This window comes from Sphingomonas prati (genome assembly GCF_014643515.1).
Lineage (GTDB): Bacteria > Pseudomonadota > Alphaproteobacteria > Sphingomonadales > Sphingomonadaceae > Sphingomonas_R > Sphingomonas_R prati.
This window is the reverse complement of the sequence record NZ_BMJP01000001.1, coordinates 1,504,101-1,525,448: the sequence shown is the minus strand read 5'-3', so window position 1 is coordinate 1,525,448 and position 21,348 is coordinate 1,504,101. Positions and strand designations below refer to the sequence as shown.

Genomic DNA, 21,348 nt, shown 5'->3' with positions numbered 1-21,348 from the left:
CGCGGGAGGCATGGCAAGGGCGTGATTGTGGCGAGGGGCGGCGGGACGGTTCCGGTCGTCGGAAGAAGGCGTGGCGGAAAGACGATAGGATCGGAGCGCCGCATGGCGACGCACTAGCGCTTCCTCTTCGGGGCTTCTGCGCTCCATGGCACGTCCTTCGCGACCAGGGCATTCATGGCCGGCGCAATACAGGCGCGCATCTCCTCCACCGTCTTCACCTTCGCGACGCAGGCGAGTGCGGCGTTGCAGACCGCCGAGTCCAGCGCGGGATCGTCGCTACGACGTTTGAAGATGCACCGGGTGACGCCGGTCGCTTGGTCGAGCTTGGTCGTCATCCGGAGCCGCTTGAGCCGCTCCATCCGGCGTGCCGTCACGACGATATCGTCCGTTGCGGCGGGTGGCGGGACGGTCTGAGCCACAAGTGCGAAGGCCAGCAGGATCATCGCCGCGGGCCAAAAGTGCGCACCAGCCGCAGGCCGAGACTGTCGAGGCCGGGATTTTGCAGGGAGAAGAGTTGGCGATGGCTGAAATGTTCCCAGGTCGCCTCGATCGCCCAACGCTTATCGAGGCGCACGCCCAGCGACGCGTTCGGGTTGAACAACAGCTGCGACCCGAACGATGTGTGCGTCCGGTAGATGGCATAGCGACGCCTCGCCTGGCCGATCGGCAGGCCGGGTTCGAACGGATCGGGCGTGAAGCGGTAGCCGTCGTGAACGGTCAGCCCGATCCCGATCTGCCCATAGACCGGACCCCGGAAGATGTGCTGCCGCCATTCGGCGCCGAAACTGGCAAAACTGGTGCGGCCGGCAGTATTGATCTGCACTTTGGCGGTCAGCCGCGGCTTCAGGGCGAACCGCAAGGGCGCGCTACGGTAGACCAGCTGGACATCGATTGTTCCGTCTTCTTCGCTGCCCTCGTAGATCTGGCCGGCGGGGAGCCTAAGCAAATCGAATATCAGCTCTTCCCCCAGCGGGTGAAAGTTCGACCCGTGGTGCAGTACGCCGACGGCAACTTCCGATCCCGCCCAGCGCGATGGCCGGTCACGCGGCATGGCGTCGTCCTGCGCCATGGCCGAGGTGGAGGCGAGCGCCAGCGCGGCGCCAATGACGCTGTTCCGAGATATCATGTGACCCCCTTGAGGACGGCTGTCGCATCGCCGTTGCCTATGGTGTATTATCACAATAAGTTTTCGTCAAACAGAAAGAAGACCTTGTCCGACAGCTATATTCTTCCCCCGCGGAAGGCGTTTATCTGCCGGATGGCCGGTGTCGTGTTCCTGCTAGTCGCGACGATCTGGGGCGGGGCAACCGTTTCGCAGTCGATCATGCCGGGATGGTCGCTGGCGTGCAGCGACTCGGGTGCATGCCACCCGGACGTCGACCCCGGCGCCCTGTTGCCGGACGCCGAACGTGCATCGGTTTCGAGCGACCCTGCGGCGCGTGCGCGTTTCGCCGCCTATGCCGCCCGGCCGCGCGTTCGCGCGGGGCTGGCCGGCCTGATCCTGTTCGACGAGGTCTTCCTGATCTTCCTGTTCGTGGCGGTCGGATTGACGTTGCGGCGGCTTGGGGGAGCTGGCGGGCCGGTTCTTGCGCGCGCCTTGCCGTGGTTAAAGCGGGGCGCACTGTCTGCGGTTCTCTGGGCGATTGTGCAGCCGCTGACCGACAGTTTGCGGGCGATGCTCCTGTTCCCGGGGACGCCGAGCGGTGCGTCCTGGTATATCGCGCTTGATCTGACCGTTGCCGGGCCGGCGATGTTGCTGGCGATCGCCGCCTACGCCACCGCCTGGGCGCTGGAGGCCGGGATCAGGGCCGAGCGCGATCTGGCGACCTTCGTCTGATGCCCGTTATCGTGAACCTCGACGTGATGCTGGCCCGCCGCAAGGTGCGCTCGAAGGCGCTGGCGGAGGCGATCGGCATTACCGAGTCGAACCTGTCGTTGCTCAAGTCAGGCAAGGTCAAAGGCGTACGCTTCTCCACCCTCGCCGCGATTTGCCGGTATCTCGAATGCGAGCCGGGCGACATCCTGGCCTATGAGATCTCGGACGACGATCTTCGCCTGGACGACAGCGAGTAGGTTTTGCTTACGGAGTCTCGCGGACGCCGAACAGGCGAGCGAGCGCCAGATTGGGGTGGTCGGTGCCGCAGCCGGGGAGGGCGCGGACGGTGCCGGCGGTAGCGCGCTCGCTGAGATAGTCGGAGCCGTCGGGGCAGGGGGTCGCAGGGCCGCCGGTGGTGATGGCGGTCGCGATGCGGCCGGACATGTAATCGAAGGTTTCTGGCGCGAGCCGCTTCGCCTCGCGTGTGTCCGGCGTCCAGGCGCCGTCGCGGAACGACAGTGTGACGATCGTGCGTTGCGACTCGGTGCCCGTGCGGCGCGCGTCGAAGATGGTCGCGACGGTGCCGCCGGGCGCGATGTCGGTGAAGCGGAACGCATCGCCGGCGAGTGCGGGGAGGCCGGAGGCGGCAACGATCCGGGTCAGGTCGCGCGTGGCGGCCGCGCCGGCGGAGAAGGCGGGAGTCGCGGCCGGAGCCGGCGGCGAAGCGGGCGCAGCGGTGACCGGTTGGAGCATGAGCATCAGGCCGGTCACCACTGCAAACATCAGAAAGCCTCCACCGGCAACGCCATGATCGCGTCCGCGCCGCCTTCGATCTTGCGACGCAGGCTCCCCGTATCAGGCAGCACGCGCTCCGCATAGAAGCGTGCGGTGACCAGTTTCGCTTCGTGGAAGGTCCGATCGCCTTCGCCCGCCGCGATCGCCGCACTGGAGGCGCGGACCATCTTGAGCCACATCCAACCGAGCGTCACGACGCCCATCATGGTCATGTAGGGATAGGCCGCGGCGCCGGCGTTGTTGGGGTTGGCCATCCCGTTCTGCATAAGCCACATCGACGCGGTCTGCAGGTCGCCCGCCGCCTTTTCCAGCCGGCCGGCATAGTCGGCGGTGGCGGGGTCGGCCTTCGCCTCCGCGATGTCGCCGCCGATCGCCTGGGCCAGCGCCATCAACGCGCGGCCGCCATTCTGGCCGATCTTGCGGCCGACGAGGTCCATCGCCTGGACGCCGTTGGTGCCTTCGTAGATCTGCGCGATGCGGGCGTCGCGGACATATTGCTCCATCCCCCATTCGCGGATGTAGCCGTGGCCGCCGTAGACCTGCTGCGCGTTCGTCGCGATCTCGTACCCCAGATCGGTGACGTAGCCCTTGATCACGGGGGTGAGCAGCGAGATAAGGTCGTTGGCGGCGACGCGCTCTTCCTCGGTCGCGGCGCGGTGCGCCAGATCGACCTGGAGCGCGCCCCAGAGACATAGCGCGCGCGCGCCTTCGAGCTTGGACTTGGCGTCCATCAGCATGCGGCGGACGTCCGGGTGGACGAACAGCGTGTCGGCCTTCTGGTCGAGATCGGCTGGGCCGGTGAGCGCGCGGCCCTGGCGGCGGTCCTTCGCGTAGGCGACGGCGTTCTGATACGCGACCTCGCCGATCGACAGGCCCTGGAGCCCGACGCCGAGGCGGGCGGCGTTCATCATGATGAACATCGCGGCGAGGCCCTTATTCTCCTCGCCCACCAGATAGCCGGTCGCGCCGTCATAGTTCATGACGCAGGTCGAGTTGCCGTGGATCCCCATCTTCTCCTCGATCGAGCCGCAGACGACGCCGTTGCGGGTGCCGGCGTTGCCGTCTGCATCGAGCAGGAACTTGGGCACGATGAAGAGCGAGATGCCCTTCACATTGTCCGGCGCGCCTTCGATCTTGGCGAGGACGAGGTGGATGATGTTGGACGTCAGATCATGTTCGCCGGACGAGATGAAGATCTTCGTGCCGGTGAGCGCGAAGCTGCCGTCGTCGTTGCGCGCCGCCTTGGTGCGGATGAGGCCGAGATCGGTGCCGCAATGCGGCTCCGTCAGGTTCATGGTGCCGCCCCATTCGCCCGAGATCATCTTGGGCGCGTAGGTGGCCTGCTGCTCGTCCGAACCCTTGGCCAGGATCGCCGCGGTCGCGCCCATGGTGAGGCCGTTATACATGCCGAACGCCATGTTGGCGGAGATCAGATACTCCTCGAACGCGGTCGACACGACGTGGGGCAGGCCCTGTCCGCCGAACCGTTCGATGCCGCCGAGCGTGGCCCAGCCGCCCTCGACGAACTGCGCATAGGCTTCCTTGAAGCCCTTCGGCGTCGTGACGCTGCCGTCCGGGTGGCGGGTGCAGCCTTCATGGTCGCCCGACTGGTTCAGCGGGAACAGCACTTCCTCGCAGAAACGCGCGCCTTCGGTCAGGACGGCTTCGACGGTGTCGGCGCTGGCGTTTTCGAACCCGGGCAGGTTGCCGTAATGTTCGAGACCGAGGATCGCATCGAGGATGTAGCGGGTGTCGCGCACCGGCGCGGTGTAGGTCGGCATCGGTCTCTCCCAAGACAATCTGGTTGGTCGGCCTGTTCGGTCGGGGGGCGGGGGCTATTTGTGGGCGGCTTCGTCGGCAGCGGCCACGACCGCCACGAAACTTTCGAGTTCCAGGATCGCCGCGTCGATATCCTCGCGCTGACGCCGGAGCAGCTCCATCCGGGCGTTGCACTTGTCGAGCGTGACGTGGCGCTGCGTCTCGCGTCCGTCGCCGATGTCGTACAAATCGATCATCTCGCGGATGTCGGACAGGCTGAACCCGACGCGCTTGCCGCGCAGGATCCAGGCGAGGCGCGCGCGATCGCGTTTCGAATAGACGCGGGTCAGGCCGATCCGCTGCGGCGCGATCAGCCCTTCGTCTTCGTAGAAGCGCAGCGCACGCGCGGTGACACCGAACTCCTCCGACAGGTCGGAGATGGTGAAGCTGTCCCGGTCATGGGCATCGGGGGTGTGGATCGCAGCATGCTGGGGCATGCGGCGCTTTTATGACAGGGTGACGTTCACGTCAACGTCAAAGGGTTCCGTAGGGGGAGGGTGGATTGTCCTAGGTGTTTGGCGTGGGGTGTTTGGGGTCTCCCTCTCCCCTCCGGGGAGAGGGTTGGGGAGAGGGGCTTGCCTGGGGTGGTTTGTGGGACGGCGTGGCTGAGCGTTTTGCGAATCTTGCTGCTCTTCTTGGGGCTTGGTTACCGCAAGCCACTCCCCCTCTCCCAACCCTCTCCCCGTGGGGGAGAGGGCTTTTGTCAGTCCTCGACGACCACTAGTTTTTCGCCTTCGACCCTGCGGTAGAAGCATGTCCTCGCCCCCGTGTGACACGCCGGTCCCGCCGGTTCGCAGCGGAGCCAGAGGGCGTCCTGGTCGCAGTCGATGCGGATTTCGACGACCTTGAGGACGTTCCCCGACTCCTCGCCCTTGCGCCACAGGCGGGCGCGGGAGCGGGACCAGAAGACCGCTTCGCCGCCGGCGATCGTGGCGGCGAGCGCGTCGGCGTTCATGTGGGCCAGCATCAGAGGTTCGCCGGTCGTGGCATCGGTGACGAAGGCGGTGACGAGGCCGTTCGCGTCGTAGCGCGGCGCCACGCGGTCGGTGGTTTCGATGGTCATAAACCCGACCGTAAGCCGGGTCGTTAAGAAGTTCGATGACAAATAGGCGACAAGGCCGACAAGCAGGCCTATGGGACCGGCATCCGCCGCCACCACGGATCACCCCATGATCATCACGAACCCATTCGACTCCGACCTGAACGGAGACAAGCTGCGTGAGGAATGCGGCATCTTCGGCATATGGGGGGCCGAGGGGACCGCCGCCGCGATGGTCGCCCTCGGTCTCCACGCGTTGCAGCACCGCGGGCAGGAAGCCGCCGGCATCACCAGCTGGGACGGCACGATGTTCCATACGCACCGCGCGATGGGCCATGTCGCCGGCAATTTCGACCGCGACGATGTGATCCGCGCGCTGCCGGGCGACGCCGCCTGCGGGCATGTACGCTATTCCACGACGGGCGAGACCGCGCTGCGCAATGTCCAGCCGCTGTTCGCTGAGCTTTACAGCGGCGGGTTCGCGGTCAGCCACAACGGCAATATCTCGAACGCCGCAAAGCTGCGCAACGAGCTGGTCCGGCGCGGGTCGATCTTCCAGTCGACGAGCGATACCGAGACGATCATCCACCTGGTCGCGATGTCGTCGTACCGCACGCTGCTCGACCGGTTCATCGATGCGCTGAAGCAGCTCGAGGGCGCCTATTCGCTGGTCTGCATGACGCCGGAGGGGATGCTGATCTGTCGCGATCCGCTCGGCATCCGGCCGCTGGTGATGGGGCGGCTGGGCGAAAGCTATATCTTCGCGTCAGAGACCGTCGCGCTCGACGTGTGCGGGGCGGAGTTCATCCGCCATATCGATCCGGGCGAGCTGGTGATCGTGTCCGACAAGGGGCTGCGCTCGATCCGGCCGTTCGCCGAAGTGCCGCCGCGGCCCTGCGTGTTCGAGCATGTGTATTTCAGCCGGCCCGATTCGATCGTCGACGGGTCGTCGGTCTACTCGGTCCGCAAGGCGATCGGCGCGCAGCTGGCGATCGAGGATCCGGTCGAGGCCGACATCGTGATCCCGGTGCCCGATTCGGGCGTACCGGCGGCGATCGGCTATGCGCAGCAGTCGGGCATTCCGTTCGAGCTGGGGATCATCCGGTCGCATTATGTCGGCCGCACGTTCATCCAGCCGGGCGACAAGGTGCGTCACCTTGGCGTGAAGCTGAAGCACAATGCGAACCGCGCGCTGATCAAGGGCAAGCGGATCATCCTGATCGACGATTCGATCGTGCGGGGCACCACGTCGGTCAAGATCGTGCAAATGATGCGCGATGCAGGCGCGACCGAGGTGCATATGCGGATCGCGTCGCCGCCGACGCGGCACAGCTGCTACTACGGCGTGGATACGCCGGAACGCGCGAAGCTGCTCGCCGCGCAGATGACGGTGCAGGAGATGGCGCGTCATATCGATGCGGACAGCCTGGCGTTCGTCTCGGTCGACGGCATGTACAAGGCGCTCGGCGAGAGCGGGCGCAAGGAAAGCTGCCCGCAATATTGCGATGCCTGCTTTACCGGGGACTATCCGACGCGGTTGACCGACCAGGAGGATGTCGCACCGGCGGACCAGCTGTCGCTGCTGGCGGAGCGGGTTCCGGCTTGATCAGGAAGCGCGCTCGATCGTGATCCTGACGGACGTCGGCTTCCTTTGTCGGAATGACGGGACCGACGGCCTTTCGAAACTTGCAGGCGAGTGAGAAGCATGACCAATCTTCCCCTTCAGGACCGACTGGCGCTGGTCACCGGTGCGTCGCGTGGGATCGGGGCGGCGACGGCGGAGGCGCTGGCCGCCGCGGGGGCGCATGTGATCCTGACCGCACGGACCGCCGGCGGGCTGGAGGAGGTCGAGGAGCGGATCTTCGCGGCGGGTGGGAACGCCACGATCGCGCCGCTCGATATCGGCGAGAGCGGGGGCGTCGCTAAGCTGGCGTCGGCGATCGGCGGGCGCTGGGATGCGCTCGATATCCTGGTGCTGAACGCGGCCTCGCTCGGCACGCTGACGCCGGTGTCGGCGATCGACCCGAAGGAGCTGGCGAACCTGCTGACGCTCAACATCTCCGCGCAGCAGGCGCTGATCGCGGCGTTCGACCCGATGCTGCGGATGAGCGACCGGGCGCGGCTGGTGATGCTGACGTCGTCGGTGGCGACGCGGCCGCGGGCTTATTGGGGTGGTTATGCCGCCACCAAGGCCGCGCTGGAGACCTTGGTGCTGACCTACGCCGACGAGATGGTGGGGATCAGCTCGCTGCGCTGCGCGATCGTCGATCCGGGTGCCACCGCGACCAAGATGCGCGCGCGGGCGTTTCCGGGTGAGGATGCTGCGATGCTGAAGCCGCCAGCGGTGGTGGGGGCTGCGATCGCGCGGATGGTGGTGGATGATTTCGAGAATGGGGCTCGGGTTCGGGTTGGGGCTTAGCCCTCACCGGTATTACGATCGCTGAACCAGCGGCACGTCACCCCGGACTTGATCCGGGGTCCCGCTTTGTCCCGCCGTGATTGAAGAGCGGGATCCCGGAGCAAGTCCGGGATGACGGTTTGGGGTAGGTTTAGAGTGAAGCTGACAGCGGAGCTAAGCTCACGCCTCGGCTGATTTCTCTGGTGGAGAGGTAGCCCCACCCCCAACCCCCTCCCCTGAAGGGGAGGGGGCTTTATGTTACGCCTGCCTTGCGCGTTGCGTTACCGCCCCGTCCACTCCGCTACGCGCTTCGCGACGAAGGCGGCCATGCCTTCCTTCTGGTCCTGCGTGCCAAAGAGGGCGTGGAAGAGGCGGCGTTCGAAGGCGATGCCTTGGCCGAGCGGCAGGTCGAACGCGGCGTTGACCATTTCCTTGTTCGCGATTGTCGCCAGCGGGGCCATGGCGGCGATCACAGTGGCGGTCTTGAGGGCTTCGGCGATCAGGTCCGCCATGGGGACGACGCGGGCGACGAGGCCGGCGCGTTCGGCCTCGTCGGCGCCCATCATGCGGCCGGTCAGGCACATTTCCATCGCCTTCGCCTTGCCGATCGCGTGGGCGAGGCGCTGCGATCCGCCCATGCCGGGGGTGACGCCGAGCTTGATTTCGGGCTGGCCGAACTTCGCGGTGTCCGCCGCGATGATGAAGTCGGCCATCATCGCGACCTCGCACCCGCCGCCGAGCGCGAAGCCGGAGACCGCGGCGATCCAGGGCTTGCGCGTCCGGGTGACCTGTTCCCAGCCGGCGAAGAAGTTGGCGGCGTACATTTCGGCGAAGCCCTGCGCCTCCATTTCCTTGATGTCCGCGCCGGCCGCGAACGCCTTGTCGCTGCCGGTCAGGACGAGGCAGCGCTGGTCGGGGTCGGCGTCATAGACGGCGAACGCGGCGATCAGGTCGGTCAGGGTCTGCGTGTTGAGCGCGTTCAGCGCCTGCGGGCGGTTGAGCCGGACCAGCGTTACCGCGTCGTGGCGTTCGATCAGGAGCGTTTTGTAGTCGGACATTCGGATCTCCTTTGGACGAGGTTACAGCCGGACCGGTTCCCATTCCTCGGCCGCGGGGAGCGGGGCGAAGATGGTGTCGAGCATGTGGTCGGTGACCGCCTCGGGCGTCGCGGGGTCCCAGCGGGGGGCGTTGTCCTTGTCGATCAGGAGCGCGCGGACGCCCTCGGCGAAGTCGGGGCGCTGGCAGATGTGGACGGCGACGGCATATTCCATGCGCATCTCGTCGGCGAAGCTCTGCATGCCGGAGCCGTCGGCGAGCAGGCGGAGCGAGACCTTGCAGCTGAGCGGGGACTTTGTCGCGAGTAGCGCGCGTTGGGCGGCGGCCCACTCGCCGGGGTCTGCCTCGAGCGCGGTCAGGACCTCCTCATAATCGTCGGAGGCGAACAGCCGGTCGATCTCCGGCTGGCGGTCGAGGATCGCGGCGGGCGGGGGCGTCACGGCAGCGGCGTCGAGGATCGTTTCGATCGCCTGCGGATCGGCGGCGATCGCGGCCTTTACGCCGTCGAGCGCATCGGACGGGATATAGTGGGTGGCGAGGCCCAGTGTGCAGGCCTCCGCGCCGTCGACCCGCGCGCCGGTGAGTGCGAGATAATGACCGATGCGGCCGGGCAGGCGCGACAGGTACCAGCCGCCGCCGACGTCGGGAAACAGGCCGATCGTGGTCTCCGGCATCGCCAGCACGGTGCGTTCGGTGGCGATCCGGTAGCGGGTGGGCAGCGCGATGCCGACGCCGCCGCCCATGACGATGCCGTCCATGAACGCGACGGTCGGCTTGGCGTAGGTAAAGAGCAGGTGGTTGAGCTGATATTCGGTGCGGAAGAAATCGCGGGCGGCCTGGCCGTCGCCCGCCGCGCTCGATGCGATGCCGCGCACGTCGCCGCCGGCGCAGAAGCCGCGGCCGTCGGCATGGTCGATCAGCACCGCCTCGATCTCGGGATGTTCGCGCCAGTCGGTCAGCGCCGCGATCATCGCGGTGCACATCGCCTGATCGAGCGCGTGGATCGGTTTGGGGCGGTTGAGCCGCAGGCGGGCAATGCGGCCTTCGGGCGCGGCGATGATGGTGTCGGTCATGGTCATCCCCGGCTTGTACCCCGGCGCAGGCCGGGGTCCAGATGCAACTGTTGCGTCCAGGCCCCGGCCTGCGCCGGGGAACGGATCAGGCTTCGCGCAGCATCTCGCGGGCGACGATGCTGCGCATGATTTCGTTGGTGCCTTCGAGGATGCGGTGGACGCGCAGGTCGCGCCAGAAGCGTTCGATCGGATAGTCCTGGAGATAGCCGTAGCCGCCGAACATCTGGAGTGCGCGGTCGACGACCGAGGAGCCAGTGTCTGTGGAGAGGCGCTTGGCCATGGCGGCGAACTTGGTCGCGTCGGGCGACTTGGCGGAGACCTTGCCGGCGGCGGCGTAGAGCAGCATGCGCGCAGCCTGGAGGTCGGTTTCCATGTCGGCCAGCACGAACTGGGTGTTCTGGAACTCGACGATCGCCTTGCCGAACTGGCGACGGTCGCGCGTGTAGCCGATCGCTTCGTCGAGACAGCGTTGCGCGCCGCCGAGCGAGCAGGCGCCGATGTTGAGCCGGCCGCCGTCGAGGCCGGACATCGCGATGCGGAAGCCCTGGCCCTCCACCCCGACGAGGTTGGCGACGGGCACGCGGACGGCGTCGAAATTGACCTGCGCGGTGGGTTGCGAGTGCCAGCCGAGCTTCTTCTCGTTCGCGCCGAAGCTGACGCCCGGCATGTCGCGTTCGATCACGAGTGCGGAGATGCCCTTGGCGCCCTCCTCCCCAGTGCGGACCATCGTGACGTAGATCTCGTTCTGGCCGCCGCCGGAGATGAACGCCTTCGAGCCCGTCACGACATAATGGTCGCCGTCGCGGACCGCGCGGGTCTTGAGTGCGGCGGCATCGGAGCCGGAGCCGGGCTCGGTCAGGCAATAGCTGCCGATCCGGTCACACGTGACCATCGAGGGGAGGTAGCGGGCCTTGAGATCGGGCGAGCCATAGCTGTCGATCATCCAGGCGGCCATGTTGTGGATCGAGATGAACGCGGAGGTGGAGGGGCAGCCGTAAGCCATCGCCTCCATGATCAGCGCCGCCTCCATCCGGCCGAGGCCGATGCCGCCGGATTCTTCCGACACGTAGATCGCGCCGAAGCCGAGGTCCGCGGCGGCCTTGATCGTGTCGCGCGGGAAGATGTGGTGTTCGTCCCACTCCGCCGCGTGCGGGGTGATCGCGTCGGCGGTGAAGCGGCGCGCCAGCTCCTGGATCTCGCGCTGATCGTCGGTGAGGTCGAATTGGGTCATCTCTGGCCTATGGCTTTTTTGGTTTGGCGGCGAAGGTCGGCAACCATTGTCGTTGCATATGAAACTAAAGCAAAGCGCGAAATGTCCCAGCTTCGTCAAGTCCGGGCGTCAGCCTGGTGGGCGGCCAGGATGCGTTCGGCCAGCGTGTGGTCGGCGGGTTTGTCGACGTCGATCGCGGCTTCGGCCTGCGGCAGGGCGACGAGGCGGGCGTCGAGGCCGAGGCGGCGGCCGGCAGTGCGGAGCGCGTTGGGGCCGGAGATGGTGCGGGTGACGGCGCGCAGGGCGAGCAGCGGGCCGAAATGCCAGAAAAGCTTGAGCGCGCGTTTGCGGTCCTGTTCGGCCTGCGCCCAGAGCGCTAGGGCGGGTTGCGCGCGCGGGGTGCGGAGCGCGAAGAGGTTGGCACCGCTATAAGCGCCGCCGCGGAAGTGGAGCCAAGTGCGTTTCGCGTCGGGATAGGCGGCGAGCATCGTGCGGCGCTCGACCATGCCGACCGCGACGTCGGCCTCGCCCGCGCCGGTGAGGAAGGCGGCGACCATATCGGGGGTCAGCAGCGGATGGTCCGCGGTAGTGACCAGCACGGGCCACGGTGCGGTGGGGGTGCCGGCGACCGCGGCGATGCTGCGCGAGATGCCGCCCTGGCTTTGCGTGAAGGAGAGGCGCGGTTCGGCGGCGCGCCAGCCCTGCGCGAGCGCATCGGGGGCTTGTCCTGCGACGACGATCCGGTCGATCTCGGGGCAGGCGAGCAGGGTGCGCAGGACGCGGTCGAGCATGGGTAAGCCGCCGACCGGGATCAGCGCTTTCCATTCCGCCCCGAACGCGTCCGCCAGCGGGTCGATTCCGGGGCGTTGTCCGGCAAGCACCAGTGCGGTCCAGCGCGCTTCCGGGGCATTCCCGCCGGTCATCCCGTTTTTCGCCACAATGTCTCCGTCTAACAGGTCGTTCCGATACCGGAACCGGATGGTCCTGATGTTTGTCCAAAATGCGGTGATCCTGAGCGCGGGCAGGGGTTCGCGCCTGCTGCCGCTGACGCAGGATCGGCCGAAATGCCTGATTCCGGTCGGCGGGCGGGCGATTCTGGATCACCAGATCGATGCGCTGGCGGCCGCGGGCGTGGCGCGGACGACGGTGGTCGGCGGCTATCTGTCCGACCGGATAACGGCGCATCTGGCGGGCGGGACCGCCGCGGCGGACATGCGGTTCAATCCGTTCTGGGCGGTGTCGAGCAGCATCGGCAGCGTGTGGACGGCGCGCGACCTGTTGCACGGCGACTTCGCGATCGTGAACGGCGATACGGTGTACCGCCCCGCGCTGATCCGCGAGGGGCTGGCGCAGGTGGAACCGGGCATCGCGCTGTTCGTCGAGCCCGCGCCGCAACCGGAGATCGACGACATGCGCGTGGCGGTGACGGGCGGCATGGTGCGCGCGGTGGGCAAGACGCTGGACCCGGCCGACGCGCCGTTCCGGTCGCTGGGTATCGTGGTGGGGCGCGGCGACGACGGGCGCTATCGCCGGATGCTGGACGCGGTGATCAGCGAGCCGGACGGGATCCAGAGCTTCCACCACCGCATCGTCCACGAACTGGCGCAGGCGGGGCCGGTGCAGGCGGTGGTGCTGCCCGGTGGCGGCTGGGTGGAGATCGACCGGCCCGAAGATATCGCGAACTGGGCAGGCTGAGCCATGGGCCGCACGCGCATCACCGATGTCGCCGTCCTGTGGCTGGGCGAGCCGTTATTGATTCCGCATCTGTGGCCGATCGTCGATGCGCTGGCGCGCCACCGGCCGGACCTGACGATCGACCTGTGGGTCAGCACGTCGATGCACGAGGCGCTGGTGATGTCGTGGTTGCAGCCGCATCATGGCGGTTTGCGGATCCGCCGTGCGCCGGGATTCGTCCACATTACCGCCTTCGCACCGGGGCAGGTCGTGCCGTTGCCGCCGAAGATCCCGATGTTGGCGCGGCTGGCGGGCTATCTCGCGTGGACGAAGGTGGTGCTGTGCGCGGAGCAGACCAGCCTGTGGCTGCCGAAGATGGTGCCGTTCATGCCGCCGTTCATCTTTACGGTGCACGGCGCGGGGCCGCTGAATTGCAGTCGGGCGCGACTGTCGCATGCGCACCGCATCCTGATCCCGAGCGCGCTCGATATCCCGCAGCATAGGGCGCAGGGCGTAGCGGCGGAGCGGATCGTGGTGACCGGCTATGCCAAGTGCAGCTTCGTCGGCGGGCGGCCGGCGCGCGCGCTGTTCGGTGACGACCGGCCGGTGCTGCTCTATGCACCGCACTGGCAGGGGCACCGGTCGTCCTGGCCGGCGTGGGGGCCGGCGATCGTCGCGATGCTGACCGTGCAGCGCGAGTGGAACGTCATCCTGGCACCGCACCAGCGGATGTTCGAGCGGGTGCCGGAGGCGAAGGCGCTGATCGAGGCGGCGGGCCGCGCGGACCATGTCCATGTCGATACGGGCAGCTTCGCGACGGTGGACGGCAGCTATACCGCCGCGGCCGACCTGTATCTGGGCGATACGTCGAGCCAGATCCTGGAATATATCGCGCGGCCGCGGCCCTGCGTGCTGCTGCGTCCGCCGGGGCTGAGCTGGGATGCGAGCGGGAGCGGGAATTATTGGGGCTGCGGCGCGGTGGTGGAGTCGCTGGGCGATCTGTCCGGTGCGATCGCCGACGCGGGGGCGCGGCACGGCGAGTATCGCGCGTTCCAGACCGATCTGGCAGCCGCGGCGCTGGGCGAGTGTGGGCCGGGGGCGCCGCTGAACGGTGCGCGCGCGATCGCGGCGGTGGTGGACCGACGGTGCCGGGTGCCGCGGGCGGGGCTGGTCGCGACGCCGTCCTAGGTCAGGCGTCGAGCCAGGAGCGGATCGGCTGGCCGCGCAGCTTGAAGACCGCTGCCTGCGCCATCTGCGACAAATGGACGACCAGCGAGATCGCGGTCCACCAGGCGACCGCGACGATGCTGAGATCGGGGCGGCCGACCGCCAGGAAGCCGGCGAGGATCACGAAGTTCGGGTTGCGGCGCGCGGTGATGAGCCGGAAGTCGCTGTCGATCTTGCGCCAGACATGGATGTGCATGCCGAACAGCGCGATGAACGCACCCTCGATCAAACGCTGCGCGACGTAGCCGCCGATGATGACCGCCATGACCGCGGTGAACACCGGCGGGCTGAGTTCCAGCCCCCAGGCGTAGAGGCCGAGGCCCCAGGCGACGTACCAGAAGGGCGGGTGGATCAGATCGACGCCGTGATCGAGCAGGTGGCCCCACTTGGACGAGGTGATGGTGCAGCGCGCGAGTTTTCCGTCGACGGTGTCGAGCACCATGAAGAACAGCCCGATCGCGAGCGCCGGCCAGTAGTGGCCGTAGGCGAACAGGATTGTCGTGATGATGCACAGGATCGCGCCGAAGGTGGACACCATGTTGGGCGTGATGCCCGCCGCGGCGCAACGGCGCGTCAGGAACAGCGCCCATTCGGGCCAGAGATATTTGGTGAGTGCGTCGGTCACGCCCTTGTACGCGCCGACATAGCTGGCGCGTTCGACCGCGGCGACGCTAGCCGGAGTGAGCGGGGTGGCGAAGGGCAGTTCGCGCTTGCGGAGCTCGTCGTTGACCATCGCGCCGCCCTGTTCGTGGGCCATGACGGTGAGGCCGGCGGGGATGCGGCCGGCGGCGATATCCTCTGCGGCCGTGCTGGCTTGATCGGTGACGTGGGCGATGACGGGTTTGCCGGCGACGGTCAGGACGTGGTTCGGCTTGGCGGCGAGCGTGCGGAGCCAGGCCGGGTCGAAGGCGTAGCCGGCGTTGACGAGGAGGCTTGGGCGGTGGCCGGGTGCCTCACCGAACGGAAGCTTTGCGGCGACGGCGATGCGGCGCGTGCGTTCGGCTGTATCCATGCCCCAGAGCAGGACGGGATTGTGGCCGACCATCTGGACGGTCGGACGGTCGGTGGCGCGCATATCGGACATGCCGCCCCCCATAGGACACACGGCGCGATCCGCAAATTCTTGGCGGGGCGATCGGCCACGTCGCGAAGCTGCTTACTGCTCGCCGCCCATCGTTCCCCGGCGGAGGCCGGGGCTGGGCGCCGCGGTTTCACCCAGGCCCCGGCCTTCGCCGGGGCACTTTGTTGGTCAGCTCTACGCGTTAGGCGTCCAGATTCGCCACCGACAGCGCGTTGTCCTGGATGAACTCGCGGCGCGGTTCGACGACGTCGCCCATGAGGCGGGTGAAGATTTCGTCGGCGATGTCGGCCTGTTCGACCTGGACCTGCAGCATCGCGCGGTTGCTGGGGTCGAGCGTGGTTTCCCAGAGCTGTTCGGCGTTCATCTCGCCGAGACCCTTGTAGCGCGCGATCGTGAGACCCTTGCGGCCGGCGGCGAGCACCGCGTCGAGCAGTTCGGACGGGCGCGAGATCGGCTTGCCGCGGGTGTCGACGATCGGTTCGTCGTCGTCCGCCGCGTCCGTTTCGGCTGGCTTCGGCGGGGCCTTCTGCGCGACGAGGCGGGAGCCCTGCGCATAGGCGTCGGCCTGTTCGGCGGCGAGGACGTGCATCTTGCGCGCTTCGGCCGAGGCGACGAACGCCGCGTCGATGACGTGATGGTCGGTCACGCCGCGCCAGTGACGCTGGAAATGATAGCCGCCGTCTTCCGACACGGTGACCGTCCAGCGCGCCTCCGGATCGGCGCGGCCCTGCCAGACCGCGGCGGCCTCGGCAGCGGCCGAGCGGTCCGAAACCTCGGGATCGAACCCGCCGAGCAGCGCGAGCGCCTCGATCACCGCTGCGTCGTAGCGCCGCGGGACATAGGTCATCAGCGTGCGCATGCGGCGGGCATGGTCGAGCAGGCCCTTGAGATCCGCACCCGACCGCGGGCCCTCCGCGGTTTCGAGCGCCATGCCGGACAGGCCGCCGTCGACGAGGTAATCGTCGAGCTGGTTGTTGTCCTTGAGGTACACCTCGGACTTGCCGCGGTTCACCTTGTAGAGCGGCGGCTGTGCGATGTAGAGATAGCCGCCCTCGATGATCGGCCGCATGTGGCGGTAGAAGAAGGTCAGCAGCAACGTGCGGATGTGTGCGCCATCGACGTCTGCGTCGGTCATGATGACGATCTTGTGGTAGCGCAGTTTCTCGATGTTGAATTCATCGAGGATGCCGGTGCCCATCGCCTGGATCAGCGTGCCGACTTCCTTTGACGAGATCATCCGGTCGAAACGCGCGCGCTCGACATTCAGGATCTTGCCCTTGAGCGGCAGAATTGCCTGATATTGCCGGTTACGACCCTGCTTGGCGGAACCGCCGGCGGAGTCACCCTCGACCAGGAACAGTTCCGACTTGGCGGGATCGCGTTCCTGGCAGTCGGCGAGCTTGCCGGGGAGCGAGGCGATGTCCATCACGCCCTTGCGGCGGGTGAGTTCACGCGCCTTCTTGGCGGCTTCGCGCGCGGCGGCGGCGTCGATGACCTTCTGGACGATCGCCTTGCCGTGCGCCGGGTTCTCCTGGAGCCATTCGGCCAGCTTGTCGGCCATCAGCGATTCGAGCGGCTGGCGCACTTCGGAAGAGACGAGCTTGTCCTTGGTCTGGCTGCTGAACTTCGGATCGGGGAGCTTGACCGAAACGATCGCGGTTAGCCCCTCACGCATGTCGTCGCCGGTCAGCGTCACCTTCTCCTTTTTCAGGAGGCCGGACTTTTCCGCGTAATTGTTGATCGTGCGGGTCAGCGCGGCGCGGAACGCGGCCATGTGCGTGCCGCCGTCGCGCTGCGGTATGTTGTTCGTGAACGCCAGGACCTGCTCGTAATAGCTGTCGTTCCATTCGAGCGCGACGTCGATGCCGACATCGTCGCGCTGGCCGTGGATCGCGACCGGATCGGGCATCAGCGGCGTTTTGGTGCGATCGAGATACTTCACGAACGCGGCGATCCCGCCTTCGTAGAACAGTTCGACCGTGCGCGGTTCGGCGTGGCGCGCATCGACCAGGAACAGCCGGACGCCGGAGTTGAGGAACGCGAGCTCGCGGAACCGGTGTTCGAGCTTGTCGAAGTCGAACTCGACGATCTTGAACGTATCGGGCGAAGGCAGGAAGGTGACGCGCGTCCCCTTCTTCTCGCCCGCGTCTCCGACGACCTTCAGCGGGGCGACGGCATCGCCGAGGGCGAAGCGCATGTAATGCTCCTGCCCGTCGCGCCAGATCGTCAGGTCGAGGAAGGTGGAGAGCGCGTTCACGACCGACACGCCGACGCCGTGCAGGCCACCGGAGACCTTGTAGGCGTTGTCGTCGTTGGCGTTGTCGAACTTACCGCCGGCGTGGAGCTGGGTCATGATGACCTCGGCCGCCGAGACGCCTTCCTCGGTATGGATGCCGGTCGGGATGCCGCGGCCATTGTCCTCGACCGAGACGGAACCGTCCGGGTTGAGCGTGATGGTGATGCGGTCGCAGTGGCCGGCGAGCGCCTCGTCGATCGCGTTGTCGCTTACCTCGAACACCATGTGGTGGAGGCCGGAGCCGTCGTCGGTATCGCCGATATACATTCCGGGGCGCTTCCGGACCGCGTCGAGCCCCTTCAGGACCTTGATGGAATCGGCGCCATATGCGTTCGTTTGGGGAGTGCTAGCCATCATGACAATATAGGGACTCGGGGCTCGAATCGGAAGCGAAATGGTCGGGTCTCTCGGGCGGTCAGTCTTGCGCCGGGCGGACCTGGCCCTCAGCGACGGTCAGTCGCGTGGCGCAGGTGCCGAGCCCTTCGAACAGCGCGGGTTCGGTGCCGGTCATCCAGCTCTGGCCGCCGGTGGCGTCGAGGCGGGCGAAGAGTGCGGCGCGGCGGGAGGGGTCGAGGTGGGCGGCGACCTCGTCCAGCAGCAGGATCGGGCGGGCGCCGCGGTCCTCCGCGACGATGTCGGCGTGGGCGAGGACGATCGAGAGGAGCAGCGCCTTCTGTTCGCCGGTGGAGCAGCGGTCGGCGGGCTGTTGCTTGTCGAGGTGCCGGACGACGAGGTCGGTGCGGTGCGGGCCGGTGAGCGTGCGGCCGGCGGCGGCGTCGCGGCCTCGCCCCTGGCGGAGGTCGGATGCGAAGCGGGGGGCGTCTTCCGGTGTCCAGCGATCGAGTGCGAGGTGGGCGCGCGCGAACGGGCCGGGGGGTTGGTCGGCCAGGCGGAGCGTGAGCGCGGCGACGGTGCGGGCGCGTGCTTCGGCCAGGGCGAGGCCGTGTTCGACCATGCCGGCTTCCAGCGCCGCCAGCCATGCGGCGTCGGCACCGGCTTCCTCCGACAGCAAGCGGTTGCGTGCGCGCATCGCGGCTTCGTAGCGCGCAGCGTGGACGCCGTGGCCGGGTTCGCGCGCGATCGTCAGCCGGTCGAGGAAGCGGCGGCGGGCGACCGCGCCTTCGACGAAAATCCGGTCCATCGCGGGGGTGAGCCAGAGGATGGCGAGCCGTTCGGACAGCGCGGCGGCAGAACTGCCGGCGCCGTTGATCCGGACCTGCCGCCGTTCTGGCGCGGTGGCGAGCGTGCCGGTGCCGATGTCGATCTCGCCCGCCAGATGCGCCGCGACCGCGAAGCCGCCGGGGCCGGCGTCGCATGCCATTTCGGACAGAGTCGACTGGCGCAGGCCGCGGCCGGGGCTGAGCAGCGAGATCGCCTCGAGGATGTTGGTCTTGCCGGCACCATTGTCGCCGCTCAGCACGACAGCGCCAGCGCCGCAGGTGAGGGTGGCCTGGCGGTAGGAACGGAAGTCGGTGAGGGTGAGGCGGAGGACGGGCATATGTACTTTTTCCCCCTCTCCCTTTGGGGAGAGGGCCGGGGAGAGGGGGATTGGCCTGGAGTGACGGTCGGTTCAAGCCGCGGCGTTGCTCCCCTCTCCCAACCCTCTACCCGGAGGGGCGAGGGCTTTGGCGGTGTCTAGCTCAGCGCCTTGTCGATGATCGACTTCGCGTCGGCGCCGGTCCAGTCCATGCCGCCGACGACGCGCCAGCGTTCCTTGCCGTCCGCGCCGTAGAGGATCGTGACGGGGAGCGTGTCGGCCTTGACCGCTTCCATGAGGACATTCTGCTTGTCGAGATAGGGCTGGAGCGCGGTGAACTTGTGCGAGGCGAAATAGGGGTCGACCGCGCGCTTGCCGGCGAGATCCTGGCTGACGACCATCAGGTGCAACCGGTCCTTTTCGCGCGTGGCGAGCGCATCGAGTGTCGGCATTTCGGCGAGGCACGGCGCGCACCAGGTGGCCCAGAGGTTGACCATCAGCGGCTTGCCGAGGTTGGCGGTCAGCGTGGCGGGCGCGCCGTCCGGGCCGGTGAACGGGATGGCGGGCATTTTCTCGCCGGCATGGCTGGTGTCGAGCTTGCTGGTGCCGGACGACACGGGGCTGCCGTCCCCCGCCGCGGCCGTCGCGTTGGAAGGATCGGCGGTGGCCAGCGTGTTCGCCGCGGGTTGCGGGGTTTCAGGCTTGCCTCTATCGCAGCCGGCGACTGCCAGCGCGAGGAGCAGGACGATCAGCGGCCGCAAGGAAGACTCCAATCAGATGTGGGGAGGGCGCTTTTCGGAAGGGCCCGCCGCGGTGATGCGTGAGATTAACGCATCCATCCCGTTCGACAAGCGATTGTGGCGCGAAGACATCGCCGGATCGCGCGCCCATGCCGCGATGCTGGGCGCCGCCGGGATCGTTTCGCCCGACGACGCAGCGGCGATCGACGCCGGGCTCGGGACGGTTGCCGGCGAATATGACGCGGATGGCGTGACGGTGGACCTCGCGCTCGAGGACATCCACATGGCGACCGAGCAGCGGCTGGCGCAGCTGATCGGGCCGGCGGCGGGCCGCCTGCACACGGCGCGGTCGCGCAACGACCAGGTCGCGACCGATTTCAAGCTGTGGGTGCGCAGCGCGATCGATGCGGTGCTGGCGGGGCTGGCCGGGTTGCAGGCGGCGCTGGTGATGCGGGCGGAGGAGCATGCCGAGAGCGTGATGCCGGGCTTCACCCATTTGCAGGTCGCGCAGCCGGTGACGCTGGGGCATCACCTGATGGCCTATTACGAGATGGTCGGGCGGGATCGGTCGCGCTTTGCCGATGCGAAGGCGCGGGCAAACCTGTCGCCGCTCGGGTCGGCGGCGCTGGCGGGGACCGGCTTCCCGATCGACCGCGATGCGACCGCGGCGGCGCTGGGGTTCGATGGACCGACCGCCAATTCGCTCGACAGCGTGTCGGACCGCGATTTCGCGATGGATTATTTGATGGCCGCCACGACGTGCGCGGTCCACCTGTCGCGACTGTCCGAGGAGTTCGTGATCTGGGCGTCGCAGCCGTTCGGGTTCGTGGCGCTGTCGGACGCCTGGTCGACCGGATCGTCGATCATGCCACAGAAACGCAATCCGGATGCGGCAGAGCTGGTCCGCGGCCATTCGGGGCGGATCGCGGGGTGCATGATGGCGCTGACCATGACGATGAAGGGGCTGCCGCTGGCCTATTCCAAGGACATGCAGGACGACAAGCCACCGGTGTTCGAGGCGCACGACCTGCTGGCGCTGTCGATCGCGGCGATGACCGGGATGGTGGAGAGCGTGACGTTCCGCACCGACCGGATGCGCGCGGCGGCGGAGGCGGGTTATTCGACCGCGACCGACCTGGCCGACTGGCTGGTGCGGGTGGCCGACGTGCCGTTCCGCGAGGCGCATCATATCACGGGGCAGGCCGTACGGCTGGCCGAGACGACGGGGTGCGCGCTGGACCAGATCCCGATCGATGCATTGCGCGCGATCGATCCGCGGATCGACCGGCGGGTCTATGACGCGCTGTCGGTCGATGCGTCGGTCGCGGCGCGGGTGAGCCACGGGGGCACCGCGCCGGTCCGGGTGCGCGAAGCGGTCGCGCGGGCGAAGGAGGCCCTGGCGCTATGAGACGGTTGATCCTGGCCCTGACGGTTTGTGCCGCGCTGACGGCGTGCGGGCGGCGCGAGGCGTTGCAGCCGGCGGAAGGCGCGTCGCTGCCCGTCGCGCCGTCGCAAGCGCGGGTGCAGCCGACGGTCGACGACCTGCTGACGCCGACGCCCAGCGCGCGGCCGGACCGCAGCGAGGAAGTGCTGCGCAAGTCGGAAATCCGGCAGGACGACCGCTTCGACCTGCCGCCGCAGCGTTGAC

Annotated in this window: 22 protein-coding genes; 8 read left to right on the top strand and 14 right to left on the bottom strand. The window is 67.8% G+C overall.

Translation table 11 applies throughout. The annotated features are described in order from the left end of the window. Nucleotides 1–113 precede the first annotated feature (113 nt). Together IEX50_RS06995 and IEX50_RS06990 are read right to left on the bottom strand one after the other, a co-directional pair. Nucleotides 114–443 carry a hypothetical protein gene (locus IEX50_RS06995; protein ID WP_157175023.1) on the bottom strand — a complete coding sequence of 110 codons (330 nt, stop codon included), beginning with the start codon at nt 441–443 and terminating at the stop codon, nt 114–116. Then, nucleotides 440–1,069: an acyloxyacyl hydrolase gene (locus IEX50_RS06990; protein WP_229673710.1), complete on the bottom strand. Its 630-nt coding sequence runs from the start codon at nt 1,067–1,069 to the stop codon at nt 440–442. The genes IEX50_RS06995 and IEX50_RS06990 overlap by 4 nt, the downstream gene beginning before the upstream one ends. Nucleotides 1,070–1,210: 141 nt before the next feature. Between IEX50_RS06990 and IEX50_RS06985 the strand changes: the two genes are divergently transcribed. Both IEX50_RS06985 and IEX50_RS06980 read left to right on the top strand, forming a co-directional pair. Next, nucleotides 1,211–1,837: a hypothetical protein gene (locus tag IEX50_RS06985; protein WP_157175025.1), complete on the top strand. Its 627-nt coding sequence runs from the start codon at nt 1,211–1,213 to the stop codon at nt 1,835–1,837. Further along, nucleotides 1,837–2,073, top strand: coding sequence for a helix-turn-helix domain-containing protein (locus IEX50_RS06980; RefSeq protein WP_157175026.1), 237 nt, complete (start codon nt 1,837–1,839; stop codon nt 2,071–2,073). Before IEX50_RS06985 ends, IEX50_RS06980 begins: the two co-directional genes overlap by 1 nt. A gap of 7 nt (nt 2,074–2,080) precedes the next feature. Here IEX50_RS06980 and IEX50_RS06975 read toward each other — a convergent pair whose 3' ends face one another. The 4 genes from IEX50_RS06975 to hisI form a co-directional block, all read right to left on the bottom strand. After that, nucleotides 2,081–2,599, bottom strand: a complete 519-nt coding sequence (locus IEX50_RS06975; protein WP_157175027.1) for a hypothetical protein — start codon at nt 2,597–2,599, stop codon at nt 2,081–2,083. Continuing rightward, nucleotides 2,599–4,392, bottom strand: a complete 1,794-nt coding sequence (locus IEX50_RS06970; protein ID WP_157175028.1) for an acyl-CoA dehydrogenase C-terminal domain-containing protein — start codon at nt 4,390–4,392, stop codon at nt 2,599–2,601. The genes IEX50_RS06975 and IEX50_RS06970 overlap by 1 nt, the downstream gene beginning before the upstream one ends. A 54-nt stretch (nt 4,393–4,446) precedes the next feature. Then, nucleotides 4,447–4,866 carry a MerR family transcriptional regulator gene (locus tag IEX50_RS06965; protein WP_157175029.1) on the bottom strand — a complete coding sequence of 140 codons (420 nt, stop codon included), beginning with the start codon at nt 4,864–4,866 and terminating at the stop codon, nt 4,447–4,449. 266 nt (nt 4,867–5,132) lie between these two features. After that, the gene (gene hisI, locus IEX50_RS06960; RefSeq protein ID WP_157175030.1) at nt 5,133–5,492 is read right to left on the bottom strand and encodes a phosphoribosyl-AMP cyclohydrolase; all 360 of its coding nucleotides are present in this window, start codon (nt 5,490–5,492) and stop codon (nt 5,133–5,135) included. Nucleotides 5,493–5,598: 106 nt separating this feature from the next. On the opposite strand from hisI, the gene purF reads away from it, so the two are divergent. Together purF and IEX50_RS06950 are read left to right on the top strand one after the other, a co-directional pair. Then, nucleotides 5,599–7,074, top strand: a complete 1,476-nt coding sequence (gene purF, locus IEX50_RS06955; protein WP_157175031.1) for an amidophosphoribosyltransferase — start codon at nt 5,599–5,601, stop codon at nt 7,072–7,074. A 99-nt stretch (nt 7,075–7,173) separates the two neighbouring features. Then, complete coding sequence (locus IEX50_RS06950) at nt 7,174–7,887, top strand: SDR family NAD(P)-dependent oxidoreductase (RefSeq protein WP_157175032.1); 714 nt, start codon at nt 7,174–7,176, stop codon at nt 7,885–7,887. 260 nt (nt 7,888–8,147) lie between these two features. Here IEX50_RS06950 and IEX50_RS06945 read toward each other — a convergent pair whose 3' ends face one another. From IEX50_RS06945 to IEX50_RS06930, 4 genes are all read right to left on the bottom strand, one after another. Beyond that, entirely contained in the window at nt 8,148–8,924 is a 777-nt protein-coding gene (locus IEX50_RS06945) for an enoyl-CoA hydratase-related protein (protein WP_157175033.1), read from the bottom strand. Between the two features lie 21 nt (nt 8,925–8,945). Next, entirely contained in the window at nt 8,946–9,995 is a 1,050-nt protein-coding gene (locus IEX50_RS06940; protein WP_184075042.1) for an enoyl-CoA hydratase/isomerase family protein, read from the bottom strand. 85 nt (nt 9,996–10,080) lie between these two features. After that, the gene (locus IEX50_RS06935) at nt 10,081–11,226 is read right to left on the bottom strand and encodes an acyl-CoA dehydrogenase family protein (protein ID WP_157175035.1); all 1,146 of its coding nucleotides are present in this window, start codon (nt 11,224–11,226) and stop codon (nt 10,081–10,083) included. 95 nt (nt 11,227–11,321) lie between these two features. Then, a complete protein-coding gene (locus IEX50_RS06930; RefSeq protein WP_229673709.1) occupies nt 11,322–12,143 on the bottom strand; it encodes a nucleotidyltransferase family protein in 822 nt (273 codons plus the stop codon). Nucleotides 12,144–12,192: 49 nt separating this feature from the next. Here IEX50_RS06930 and IEX50_RS06925 point away from each other — a divergent pair, with 49 nt between their 5' ends. Together IEX50_RS06925 and IEX50_RS06920 are read left to right on the top strand one after the other, a co-directional pair. Beyond that, entirely contained in the window at nt 12,193–12,900 is a 708-nt protein-coding gene (locus tag IEX50_RS06925; RefSeq protein ID WP_157175037.1) for a phosphocholine cytidylyltransferase family protein, read from the top strand. A gap of 3 nt (nt 12,901–12,903) precedes the next feature. Next, nucleotides 12,904–14,067 (top strand): hypothetical protein, encoded by a 1,164-nt coding sequence (locus IEX50_RS06920; protein ID WP_157175038.1) that lies wholly within the window; start codon nt 12,904–12,906, stop codon nt 14,065–14,067. 1 nt (nt 14,068) lies between these two features. Here IEX50_RS06920 and IEX50_RS06915 read toward each other — a convergent pair whose 3' ends face one another. From IEX50_RS06915 to IEX50_RS06900, 4 genes are all read right to left on the bottom strand, one after another. Further along, complete coding sequence (locus IEX50_RS06915) at nt 14,069–15,190, bottom strand: CDP-alcohol phosphatidyltransferase family protein (protein ID WP_157175039.1); 1,122 nt, start codon at nt 15,188–15,190, stop codon at nt 14,069–14,071. A gap of 178 nt (nt 15,191–15,368) precedes the next feature. Then, nucleotides 15,369–17,837, bottom strand: a complete 2,469-nt coding sequence (gyrB, locus tag IEX50_RS06910; protein ID WP_157175040.1) for a DNA topoisomerase (ATP-hydrolyzing) subunit B — start codon at nt 17,835–17,837, stop codon at nt 15,369–15,371. Between the two features lie 61 nt (nt 17,838–17,898). Continuing rightward, complete coding sequence (recF, locus tag IEX50_RS06905; protein WP_157175041.1) at nt 17,899–18,981, bottom strand: DNA replication/repair protein RecF; 1,083 nt, start codon at nt 18,979–18,981, stop codon at nt 17,899–17,901. Nucleotides 18,982–19,118: 137 nt separating this feature from the next. Beyond that, nucleotides 19,119–19,721 (bottom strand): TlpA family protein disulfide reductase, encoded by a 603-nt coding sequence (locus IEX50_RS06900; protein WP_229673708.1) that lies wholly within the window; start codon nt 19,719–19,721, stop codon nt 19,119–19,121. Nucleotides 19,722–19,737: 16 nt separating this feature from the next. On the opposite strand from IEX50_RS06900, the gene argH reads away from it, so the two are divergent. Both argH and IEX50_RS06890 read left to right on the top strand, forming a co-directional pair. After that, the gene (argH, locus tag IEX50_RS06895; protein ID WP_157175042.1) at nt 19,738–21,108 is read left to right on the top strand and encodes an argininosuccinate lyase; all 1,371 of its coding nucleotides are present in this window, start codon (nt 19,738–19,740) and stop codon (nt 21,106–21,108) included. Then, entirely contained in the window at nt 21,105–21,347 is a 243-nt protein-coding gene (locus tag IEX50_RS06890; RefSeq protein ID WP_157175043.1) for a hypothetical protein, read from the top strand. The genes argH and IEX50_RS06890 overlap by 4 nt, the downstream gene beginning before the upstream one ends. Nucleotide 21,348: the final 1 nt, after the last annotated feature.

Excerpts from the sequence above, each read along its gene's own strand:
- argH (WP_157175042.1), top strand. The coding sequence starts at position 19,738 with ATGTGGGGAGGGCGCTTTTCGGAAGGGCCCGCCGCGGTGATGCGTGAG.
- IEX50_RS06920 (WP_157175038.1), top strand. The coding sequence starts at position 12,904 with ATGGGCCGCACGCGCATCACCGATGTCGCCGTCCTGTGGCTGGGCGAG.
- IEX50_RS06980 (WP_157175026.1), top strand. The coding sequence starts at position 1,837 with ATGCCCGTTATCGTGAACCTCGACGTGATGCTGGCCCGCCGCAAGGTG.
- IEX50_RS06990 (WP_229673710.1), bottom strand. The coding sequence starts at position 1,069 with ATGGCGCAGGACGACGCCATGCCGCGTGACCGGCCATCGCGCTGGGCG.
- IEX50_RS06970 (WP_157175028.1), bottom strand. The coding sequence starts at position 4,392 with ATGCCGACCTACACCGCGCCGGTGCGCGACACCCGCTACATCCTCGAT.
- recF (WP_157175041.1), bottom strand. The coding sequence starts at position 18,981 with ATGCCCGTCCTCCGCCTCACCCTCACCGACTTCCGTTCCTACCGCCAG.
- IEX50_RS06975 (WP_157175027.1), bottom strand. The coding sequence starts at position 2,599 with ATGTTTGCAGTGGTGACCGGCCTGATGCTCATGCTCCAACCGGTCACC.
- IEX50_RS06995 (WP_157175023.1), bottom strand. The coding sequence starts at position 443 with ATGATCCTGCTGGCCTTCGCACTTGTGGCTCAGACCGTCCCGCCACCC.
- IEX50_RS06935 (WP_157175035.1), bottom strand. The coding sequence starts at position 11,226 with ATGACCCAATTCGACCTCACCGACGATCAGCGCGAGATCCAGGAGCTG.
- IEX50_RS06890 (WP_157175043.1), top strand. The coding sequence starts at position 21,105 with ATGAGACGGTTGATCCTGGCCCTGACGGTTTGTGCCGCGCTGACGGCG.
- IEX50_RS06940 (WP_184075042.1), bottom strand. The coding sequence starts at position 9,995 with ATGACCGACACCATCATCGCCGCGCCCGAAGGCCGCATTGCCCGCCTG.
- IEX50_RS06950 (WP_157175032.1), top strand. The coding sequence starts at position 7,174 with ATGACCAATCTTCCCCTTCAGGACCGACTGGCGCTGGTCACCGGTGCG.
- IEX50_RS06965 (WP_157175029.1), bottom strand. The coding sequence starts at position 4,866 with ATGCCCCAGCATGCTGCGATCCACACCCCCGATGCCCATGACCGGGAC.
- gyrB (WP_157175040.1), bottom strand. The coding sequence starts at position 17,837 with ATGGCTAGCACTCCCCAAACGAACGCATATGGCGCCGATTCCATCAAG.
- IEX50_RS06945 (WP_157175033.1), bottom strand. The coding sequence starts at position 8,924 with ATGTCCGACTACAAAACGCTCCTGATCGAACGCCACGACGCGGTAACG.
- IEX50_RS06915 (WP_157175039.1), bottom strand. The coding sequence starts at position 15,190 with ATGTCCGATATGCGCGCCACCGACCGTCCGACCGTCCAGATGGTCGGC.
- hisI (WP_157175030.1), bottom strand. The coding sequence starts at position 5,492 with ATGACCATCGAAACCACCGACCGCGTGGCGCCGCGCTACGACGCGAAC.
- purF (WP_157175031.1), top strand. The coding sequence starts at position 5,599 with ATGATCATCACGAACCCATTCGACTCCGACCTGAACGGAGACAAGCTG.
- IEX50_RS06925 (WP_157175037.1), top strand. The coding sequence starts at position 12,193 with ATGTTTGTCCAAAATGCGGTGATCCTGAGCGCGGGCAGGGGTTCGCGC.